Genomic DNA, 9,225 nt, shown 5'->3' with positions numbered 1-9,225 from the left:
ATTGAAGATTGCTCATACTCACATTTCCACGTTGCCGCGGAAGATATGAGGCAATTCGATCAAATTGTTCTTTTGTTATTTCCATATAATTATTATACTATATTTTATACTTTAATGCAATAGTGTTAACAGACTCTAGCATGGTTCTACTTAAAATTCAAATTCGGAACATGGGCATCCGAAGCCTTCTTTCATTTGATTTACCTCCTATGTGTTGATATAATAGAATTTATAGTTGGATGTAACGGGAATGGTGAAAATATGAATCAAATCAAAATCCTTCATTGCGCGGATTTGCATTTGGGCGCGGAGCTTACGTCGATCGGAAACGCCGCAAGGCAGCGCCGTGAAGAAATGTTGCTGACCTTTGACCGCATTGTTTCCCTTTGCAGGGAGGAGAAGGTGGAGCTGCTTTTAATAGCCGGCGACCTGTTTGAAAGCTCGGGGGTGGATATCGGCGTGATTCATTCCGTCCAAAAGTCCCTTTCCGAAATTCCGGATACCATCGTTGCCATTGCCCCCGGGAACCATGATTATCTTTCGGCGGATTCCCCTTATTTTGAAGAGGACTGGCCGGAGAATGTACATATTTATCAGGCGGGCCTCACTTCCTTTGACTTGCCGGAAAAGGGCGTGCGCGTGTGGGGAACCGCATTTACGGGAACGTATGTAACGGAAACGCTTCTGCCGGAAAGAAGCATTTCCGAGGACGACACCATTCAAATCTGCGTGATGCATGGGGATTTGGTTGCGGAAAATCAGACAAGCAACTACAACCCGGTTTCACCCGTACAAATCCGTTTCAGCGGCTTTGACTATCTTGCTCTCGGTCATATTCATAAGCGCACCGAAATCCTGAAAAGCGGGGCAACCGCATACGCTTACTGTGGCTGTCCGGAGGGAAGAGGCTTTGATGAGCTGGGCGAAAAGGGCGTTTATATTGGTACGGTCTATAAGGGCGGGGTGGATCTTTCGTTTCTTCCCGTCTGCAGGCGGATGAACCTTGAGGAGCCGGTGGACATTAGCGGGGCGGTTAGCAATAATGAAGCGGCGGAGATCGTTCTGCGCACCCTGCGGCAGCGGTATGGAGCGCGCTGCGCGGAAAATCTGTATAAGGTGATTCTGAAAGGGGCGTTGGATGCTTCCTATACGCCGGACTGCGCGGCAATTGCCATGCGCCTTGAGAAAGAGTTCTACTATATCAAATTAAAAGACAAAACGCATGTACAGGCGGACTTGAGCGAATTAGCAAAAGAAAATTCGCTCAAGGGAATTTTTGTACGGAAAATGCTGGAGAAGATAGACGAATGCAAGTCGGAGGAACAGGCGTCCCGTTGCAAACGGGCGCTTTATATCGGCTTAAAAGCGTTCGACAGCGAGGTGACGCTGCATGAAAATTAAGCGAATCCATATTGACCATTTTGGAAAGCTGAAAGATTTTGAGCTTACGTTTACGGACGGCTTTCAGGTTATTTACGGAAAGAACGAAGACGGCAAAAGCACCATTATGGCGTTTATTAAAATGATGTTTTACGGTTCGGCGGGGAAAAGCTCCGACCTGACCAAAAACAAACGGAAAAAATATATGCCGTGGGACGGCTCGAAAATGTCCGGTTCCATTGAATTCGAATGCGGCGGGACGGTTTACCGGCTGGAGCGCCTTTTCGGCGCGTCGAACGCGACGGATAAAATCAGCCTTTGGAATCAGACGACCGGGGAAAAGGAGAAAATCGCGAGCGGTACCAACCTTGGGCAGAGGTTTTTGGGAATGGGGGATACTGCGTTTGAAAAAAGCGTGTTTATCGGGCAGGCGGGCAGCATGGCCGGAGCGGATAAGGACGATGAGATCACCCAGAAGCTTTTGAACCTTGTTTCAACGGGGGATGAAAGCGTTTCGCAGAAAAAGGTGGACACCCGCCTGCAAAGTGCAAAGGAACAGTTAAAATCCAAAAGCGGGAAAATCGGGATTCTGGATAAACAGTATCAGCTTCTGGATTCCCTTTCGGACGAACGCGCACAGGCTTTGCGGCGAGAGGAAGAAAAAAAGCAGATGGAAGCCCGGCGCATACAGATGGCGGAAGAGAAGGATGTGCTGGAAAAGGAATATCAGCAGTATCAATCCCAATACAGCCTTCAGGAAAAGTTGCGGCAGCTTGAAGGCCTTGAAAAATTGGTCCAGAAAAAGCAGAAAATTGAGAAAGAGCTTCTGGATTGCGACAACAGGGAAACACAATTGGCAAAGTGGGACCCCGCTTTTGTTCCGGAGGTTTTTGTAAGCGAGGGCGAGGAACAGATTGCCCGGATTCAATCTTTGAAAGAGGTTGCCAGCGAAAGGGATCGAAATGTCCAGGCTCTGGAAGAGGAGGAGGTCGCCGTTCCAGCGAAAGCTGAAATTCCGCCGGAACAGATCAGCAGTATCATCAAAATGGGCAGGGAACAGGCTTCGGTACAAAAGTCCCTGAGCGCCTTGAAGGAAACCATACAGAAGCTTTCGCAGGCAGAGAAGCTGCGCTCCGAATATGAGCAGGAAGTGGAACGGCTCCGGATTCAGAAGGAGGAGAATTCCAGACAGGAAGCTTCGCTGAGAAACGCCGCTGCGCAGCATGAACAAATCCGGGATACTGTAAACCGGCTGAAAGAGGAAGCGAAAAAGAGCCGGCAAAAGCTGGATTCCCTGAAACAGGAACAGGAAAGCATAAATACGCAATATCAGGTTGCTCTGCACAATTTAAAATCCGTGCAGCAGCTTTCCAGCCAAAAAATCGAAGCGGCGGAAGAAAGGCTGAAGCAGGCTCAAACGCCCAAACAGGTTCTTGTGAAGCAGGATGTCGGACGAAAAGGAAATGTGCCCCTGTTTGCCGCGGTGGCGCTTCTCCTTCTTTTATCCATATTGTTGGGCGTATTTCTTCATCCGGCCTGTTTTGCAGGCGCTGGAATCGCGGCAGTTTTGCTTGTCCCTGCGCTTGGCAGAAAACAGGAAAAAGAAGTTGCCACTACGGTGATTGATGAAGAAGAAGCGGCGCGTGCGAAAGCCGGGCTTGAGCAGGTGCGCCGTTCGGCGGATTTGGAGGTGGAAGCAGCCGAACGCTCGGTGAGCGATGCGGAAAGCAGGCAGAAGGAATTACAGGAAAAGTTCGCGCGGATGCAGGAGAAAGCAGAAGAAGTGCAACAAAGGCTTCAAAGCGCGCTGGAGGACTTGTCCTTTGCGGAGCAAAAAAGAACGGAGCTTGAAATCAAGCTGCGTTTTGCCGGTGAAAAGTTGACGGAGCTTACAAACAGCGTTAAGGAAAAACAAGCTGCGCTTGCCGGAAAAGAGGAAGCCCCGTCTGCTGATCTTCAAAGCCTTCAGGAGCAGTTTGAAACCCAATCTGCCTATGACCAAGCGCTTGACAAGCAGATACAGTCCCAGCTAAAGAGAATAGGCTGCGAGACCCTGGAGGAATTGCAGAACAGGCAGATCGAGCAGAAAAGCCGGCTGGCGAAAACGCTGGCAAAACAGGAAAACCTGGCAGGGGCCAAAGCGGATGCAGCACAGGCGAGGGAGGACTTGAACCAAGGCATCCAAAGACTGATTTCCTATATTCGGAAATATATTCCCGTATCCACTTTCGAAGAAGCGGTTCATGCCTTTCAACGGTTAAAAGAGGAATTGCAGGCCATTCATACCGCACGTGTAAAAATCAACAGTCAGCTGGAGTATTTGAAAGAGGAGATGCAGGGCCGCACGCTGGAACAAATACAGCGGGAAGCGGAAGAAATCCGCAACGAAATTCTTCGCCTGAATGGCGGAATCCTGCCGGAAAAACTGGAAGACGACGAGGCGGAAAATCTCAAACAAAAAAGCATGGAAAGCCTGGAACAGTACCAGAAAGCTTCGGAAGAGATTGTCCGGTTGAGTTCGGAGATAAAAAACCGCTATGCCGGGCAGAAAAGCGTCAGTGAGCTGGAAAATGGAATGGAACGGTTAAAACACGAGATTGACGAGAACGAAGATACCTTTGCGTGCCTTGACATGGCGCAAAAAACCATAATGGAAGCGTTTAATGAAATCCGGCAAAGCTTCGGGCCAATTTTAAATAAGAAAACCGCTGAAATTTTCCAAAAACTTACCGGCGGAAAATATAACAAGGTAATGATTTCCAGAAATTTCGATATTAATGTACAGGATGTGGATAGCGCGGTTTCGCATGAATGGCAGTACCTGAGCAGCGGTACGGTGGATCAGGCTTATTTGGCGCTGCGGCTGGCTGTGGCGGAGCTGTTGTCGCAGAATGGGGAAAAGCTGCCTTTGTTTCTGGACGATGTTTTTCTGCAGTACGATGATGGTCGGGCGGAAGAGGGGCTGCGTTTCCTTTCCGAGTATTCGAAGAAAAACGGCGCATCCCAGATCGTTTTATTTACCTGTCGTCAAAGTATTCGCTCTTTTACAATCGACAATAATTTAGGGACGGCGATAAAGTCCTTTTAAGTTTTGTTAAGCAAATTTATATTCAATTATTTCTTTTTATGGGAAAATATGGTACTATAAGTTTGTATACAATTTGATGAAACCCGCATGAAGGCTTTCGCTATGTCTTGGGGGGATATATGTTGAAGAGTAGAATTAATACATCCATAACCGCAATTCTTGTTATGGCCGCAGCTATTTTGGTTATAATTCTGTCTTTCAGCCACTATACCCTTTTAGTAAAAAATACGTTTACTGAAGATAATCAGAAGAATTTAGCGTCGGAAGCGGGCCAGGATGCTCTGATTGTAAGAAATGAGTTGCAATTTGCGGAAGCCTCTGTCAGAGGGCTTTCCAAAGTGATGGAAGCACAGTACCATTCCCTCGGTAAGGAAGAAATCCAAAGCTTTTTAAAAAAGATGGATTCATCCGACCCCATAATTTCTCTATCGTATGTGCAGGCGGATGGCACCTGCTATTTTCAAGATGGGCGGATCCTTCCAATTGCCGACCGTGCGTATTTTAAAAAGGTAATGGGCGGTTCCATTGTGATAGCTCCCGTTGAAGATTCCAGACTGGACGGGAAGAATATGATCGTTGCAGCCGCACCGGTTCGGCTTTCAGGCAAAACAGTAGGTGCAGTTCAAGCAATTATCCCGGCGAATAAAATCGACGCGCTTCTCAACGTAAACGGCAATGAGGATTTTAGTGAAACAAACATCGTTCTTGGGAATGGGACGATTATCTCCACAACCAATCCCGAAAAACGGAATAGCAATATCTTTTCCAATACGAATTTAACCTTTGAAGATTCCAACGGTTTGAATCTTATCAAATCCAACATGCGCGGTGGAAAATCCGGGAATTCCCACTATTATACCAATAAAAATGAATATTTCGTTTTTTATATGCCGTTGGGAATCGAGGACTGGTATATTTTTAAAACGGTTTCCGTAAGTGAGATAGCCTTCAAAACCAATAAAATCATGCATTATACCATTCCTCTTATGGCCCATCTTATAGTTGCTATGCTTTTATTCATCTTATATATGGTACTTTCTGATCGAAAGAACCGAAAGATGATCCGCAATAAGAATGATGAGTTGCGCTCCACAAAGGTTGAGCTGGAAACCTTTATTGCCAACCTGCCCGGCGGCGCGTTCCGATACAATGACAGCGAGGATATGGAGTTCCAGTTTGTAAGCGACGGGCTGTTGAAAATGTTTGGTTACTCGCGGGAACAGTTTTTAGAAAAGTATCACAATTCCTTCTGCAATATGATCTATGGGGAAGACCGCGTTCAGACGTTGAACAACCTTCGCCAGCAATTTACGCAAAGCAAATTTGCAGAAGTAAAATACCGGATTGTCACTTCAGAGGGAGAAATACGCTGGTTTTTAAACCGTGTTCAGATTGTTACCTGCGAGGACGGGCAAAGGCAGTTTTATGCCGTTGTGATCGACATTACGGAATCCAAGCAGGCCCATAAAAAGGCCAATGACGCCATGAAGCAGCTTCTGACCCTGGCAAACAGTATTCCGGGCGGCGTTGCCCAGTATGCGTACGAGGACGGAAAACTAAAGCTTGTTTATGCCAGCGAGGGATTCTACAGGCTTTGCGGATATACGGAGGAAGAATACAAATCCAAGGAGCATGAAGGCATCGAGAACGTTCATCCGGATGACGCCCGTTTTTTGTCCAGTATGATATCCAGGCAGATTGCGGAAAAAAGGCCGATTATGGCGGAGTTCCGGATGGTGCAGCGCGACGGAAAAGTGATTTGGGTGTCTTTAAGCGGAACCCGCACGGTGAATCAAAACCAGCAGGTTTTCTATCAATGTGTCTTTTCGGATATTACAACGCTGAAAATGACGCAGGAAGAACTGGAAGTGGAGCAGGAACGGTACCAAATAGCGGAAAACCTTTCCGATGATATTATGTTTGAGTATGATATTCCGGCCGACTGTATGGAGTTTTCTCCGCTCTTTACCGCTTTAACCGGAAGGCACCCGAACATTTCCGGGTTTTTAGAAAATATTTTACAGAATGAAAGTATATGCGATAAGGATTTGCCCGAATTTAAGGCTTATTTAAACAAATTGCGGATGGGCAATGCGGATTCGGAAACCGAGGTCCGCTTTATAACAAAGTCCAATGAGTTTATTTGGCACCGCATAAAAGCGAAAATTATCTATGATTCGTACGGCAGGCCGAGCAAAGCAGTTGGGAAGGCGTACAATATTGATAAGCAAAAAAAGGAGATGCAGCGGCTGCTGGATAAATCCCAACGCGACCCACTGACCAATCTTTTCAACAAAACCGCGACACAGTCCCAAATTGAAGACCATCTGGCGGAGTCGGCGCCTGTTGAAAGGCATGCGCTGATGATGCTTGATATTGATAACTTCAAAGCGATTAACGACCAGTTCGGCCATATGACCGGCGACGAAGTCATTATGGAAATATCCCACAGGCTCCAGAAGCTTTTCCGAACGTCGGATGTTGTCGGACGTATCGGCGGGGATGAATTTGTTGTGTTCTTGCGCGATATTTCCGCCGATGATCTGATCGAACAGAAGGCAAAAGCCATGTGCGAGATTTTCCGCACCACGCATGCAAGCAAGGATTTATCGTATCAAATATCAGGGAGCATCGGAATCGCGCTGTTCCCGAAGGACGGGAAGACCTATCAGGAGTTGTATCCAAAGGCGGATGCCGCCCTGTACAAGGCGAAACGGCGCGGAAAGGATTGCTACGAATTTTATTCGGAAGAGGATGATTTTTGCGATTAGACGGCATGGGAAACCATACCGCCTTTTCTGTTTTCATGCGGACTCCCCGGTACAGCCGGGGTGCCCGTAATGTGTAATTCCGTCCTTTTGTGTGAGGGGAAAAGCGCCCAGCGGCAATAAAAGGAAGTAAACGGTATATACTACTTTCAGATTTTGCATTGAAAGGCGTGTATAAAATGGCGGTAAACCGGCTTATGCGGGCTGCGCTGCGTGCACTTTCTTACACGGACGTCGATTTTGGGGATCAATATAAGATGCAGAAAAAGATTATCCGGATAGCAAACCATCACCGCAAGCCACCCTACAAAATGTGGGACCATGTTGTCGCTTATGAAAATCATGCGATTCCGGTGCGGATCTTTACCCCTTCTGATAGTGAAAGCAAATCCATTATCCTCTTTTTTCACGGGGGCGGGTGGATAACCGGTTTTATTGACAGCTATGACCGGGTCTGCGCCAATTTAGCCGAGATGACCGGCTATACCGTTGTGTCGGTCGATTACCGGTCGGCGCCGGAATATCGTTTCCCAGCGGCGCCGGAGGACTGCTATCGCGTTACGCGCGAAATATTCCTTGAACCGTCCCTGCTTCAAACGGAACCGGATCGGATCACACTTATGGGCGACAGCGCCGGCGGAAATTTGGCTGCTGCGGTGTCCCTAATGGCTCGTGACCGGGGCGAATTCTTTCCTGCGCGTCAGATACTTCTTTATCCCTGTGCCTATCACGACCATACGGAGCAATCCCCCTATGCTTCGGTACGGAGCAGCCATAAAAAATATCTGCTTACCGCAAAACGGATCAACGATTATATGGCGCTGTATATGGCGGATGAAAAGGATTTGCAAAACCCCTATTTTGCCCCGCTGGCATCCAAGGATTTCAGCAATCAGCCGGACACGCTCATTATTACGGCGGAGCACGATCCCCTGCGGGACGAGGCGGAGGATTACGGCAAAAGGCTGAAAGAGGCCGGAAATACGGTGGAGGTGCACCGGATTCCCGATGCGCTTCACGGCTTTTTTGCAATGCCTCCGGTTTTTTCCCAGGTACGGGACTGTTATAAAATTATTTTGAATTTCCTAAAGATTGAAAAATAGGATAAATTCACCAAACTCAGAAAAAAGAATCCGTCAGAATTATGAAATTATTGTAAGATTGTGTAGAAAATAGTATAATAAGGACGGAATAAGCTTGTGAAATTGCCAAGGGGGATTTATAGATGAGCAGCGTAATTTCAATATCCAATCAGAAGGGCGGGGTAGGGAAAACAACCACTACCTGTAGTTTGGCGGCGGGGCTGAAGAAAAGGGGGTTCCGCGTCCTAATGATTGATTTGGATCCGCAGGGAAACCTCGGCTTCAGCGTAGGTGTAGACACCGACATCTGCGCGACCATTTACGATGTTCTGAAAGGCGATGTGAAAACCCAGTTTGCCATACAGAAATCCGATACGGCCGATCTGATCGTCTCCAGTATTCTTCTGAGCGGAATTGAATTGGAATTTACGAATACAGGAAGAGAATATTTGCTGAAAGAGGCCCTTAAGCCGGTTATGGACCTTTACGACTATATTTTGATCGATACGCCCCCAGCGCTCGGCATACTTACGATCAACGCGTTTACTGCCTCCGATACGATTATCGTGCCCGTTCTGTCTGATATTTTCAGCCTGCAGGGGATTGGTAAGCTATATGAAACCGTCGAACGTGTGAAAAAATATTGTAACCCAAATCTGGATATTGCCGGGATTTTGCTTACGAAATTTAACCCCCGTACCCATTTGTGCAAAGAAATTCGCGGTACGGCCGCGATGATCGCGGAGGACTTAAATATCCGCCTTTTTGACACATACATAAGGAGCAGCGTTGCTGCCAGCGAAGCACAGTCGGTTCAGCAGAATATTCTGGATTATTCCCCAAGAAATAATATTGCAAAGGACTACCAGAGCTTTACAGATGAATTTCTGAAAAAGGAGGCCTAATC

At 47.3% G+C, this 9,225-nt stretch carries 5 protein-coding genes; all 5 read left to right on the top strand.

What is annotated here, in order from left to right:
• The first annotated feature begins 261 nt into the window (after positions 1-261).
• The 5 genes from P9B68_RS08640 (at position 262) to P9B68_RS08620 (ending at position 9,223) form a co-directional block, all read left to right on the top strand.
• A complete protein-coding gene (locus P9B68_RS08640) occupies positions 262-1,401 on the top strand; it encodes a metallophosphoesterase family protein (RefSeq protein WP_277668863.1) in 1,140 nt (379 codons plus the stop codon).
• Positions 1,391-4,468 (top strand): AAA family ATPase, encoded by a 3,078-nt coding sequence (locus P9B68_RS08635; RefSeq protein WP_277668862.1) that lies wholly within the window; start codon positions 1,391-1,393, stop codon positions 4,466-4,468. The genes P9B68_RS08640 and P9B68_RS08635 overlap by 11 nt, the downstream gene beginning before the upstream one ends.
• Before the next feature lie 119 nt (positions 4,469-4,587).
• Positions 4,588-7,239: a sensor domain-containing diguanylate cyclase gene (locus P9B68_RS08630; RefSeq protein WP_277668861.1), complete on the top strand. Its 2,652-nt coding sequence runs from the start codon at positions 4,588-4,590 to the stop codon at positions 7,237-7,239.
• A gap of 176 nt (positions 7,240-7,415) precedes the next feature.
• Positions 7,416-8,339, top strand: coding sequence for an alpha/beta hydrolase (locus P9B68_RS08625; protein WP_135656499.1), 924 nt, complete (start codon positions 7,416-7,418; stop codon positions 8,337-8,339).
• A 122-nt stretch (positions 8,340-8,461) separates the two neighbouring features.
• Entirely contained in the window at positions 8,462-9,223 is a 762-nt protein-coding gene (locus tag P9B68_RS08620; RefSeq protein WP_135656501.1) for a ParA family protein, read from the top strand.
• Positions 9,224-9,225 lie beyond the last annotated feature (2 nt).

Origin of the sequence: Caproiciproducens galactitolivorans (assembly GCF_029266045.1) — a bacterium.
Lineage (GTDB): Bacteria > Bacillota > Clostridia > Oscillospirales > Acutalibacteraceae > Caproiciproducens > Caproiciproducens galactitolivorans.
The sequence above is the reverse complement of the archived record's forward strand: the minus strand, read 5'-3'. Positions and strand labels throughout refer to the sequence as shown.

What these genes read in the sequence shown, in the direction of transcription:
- P9B68_RS08640 (WP_277668863.1), top strand. Translation starts at nt 262, where the DNA reads ATGAATCAAATCAAAATCCTTCATTGCGCGGATTTGCATTTGGGCGCG.
- P9B68_RS08635 (WP_277668862.1), top strand. Translation starts at nt 1,391, where the DNA reads ATGAAAATTAAGCGAATCCATATTGACCATTTTGGAAAGCTGAAAGAT.
- P9B68_RS08630 (WP_277668861.1), top strand. Translation starts at nt 4,588, where the DNA reads ATGTTGAAGAGTAGAATTAATACATCCATAACCGCAATTCTTGTTATG.
- P9B68_RS08625 (WP_135656499.1), top strand. Translation starts at nt 7,416, where the DNA reads ATGGCGGTAAACCGGCTTATGCGGGCTGCGCTGCGTGCACTTTCTTAC.
- P9B68_RS08620 (WP_135656501.1), top strand. Translation starts at nt 8,462, where the DNA reads ATGAGCAGCGTAATTTCAATATCCAATCAGAAGGGCGGGGTAGGGAAA.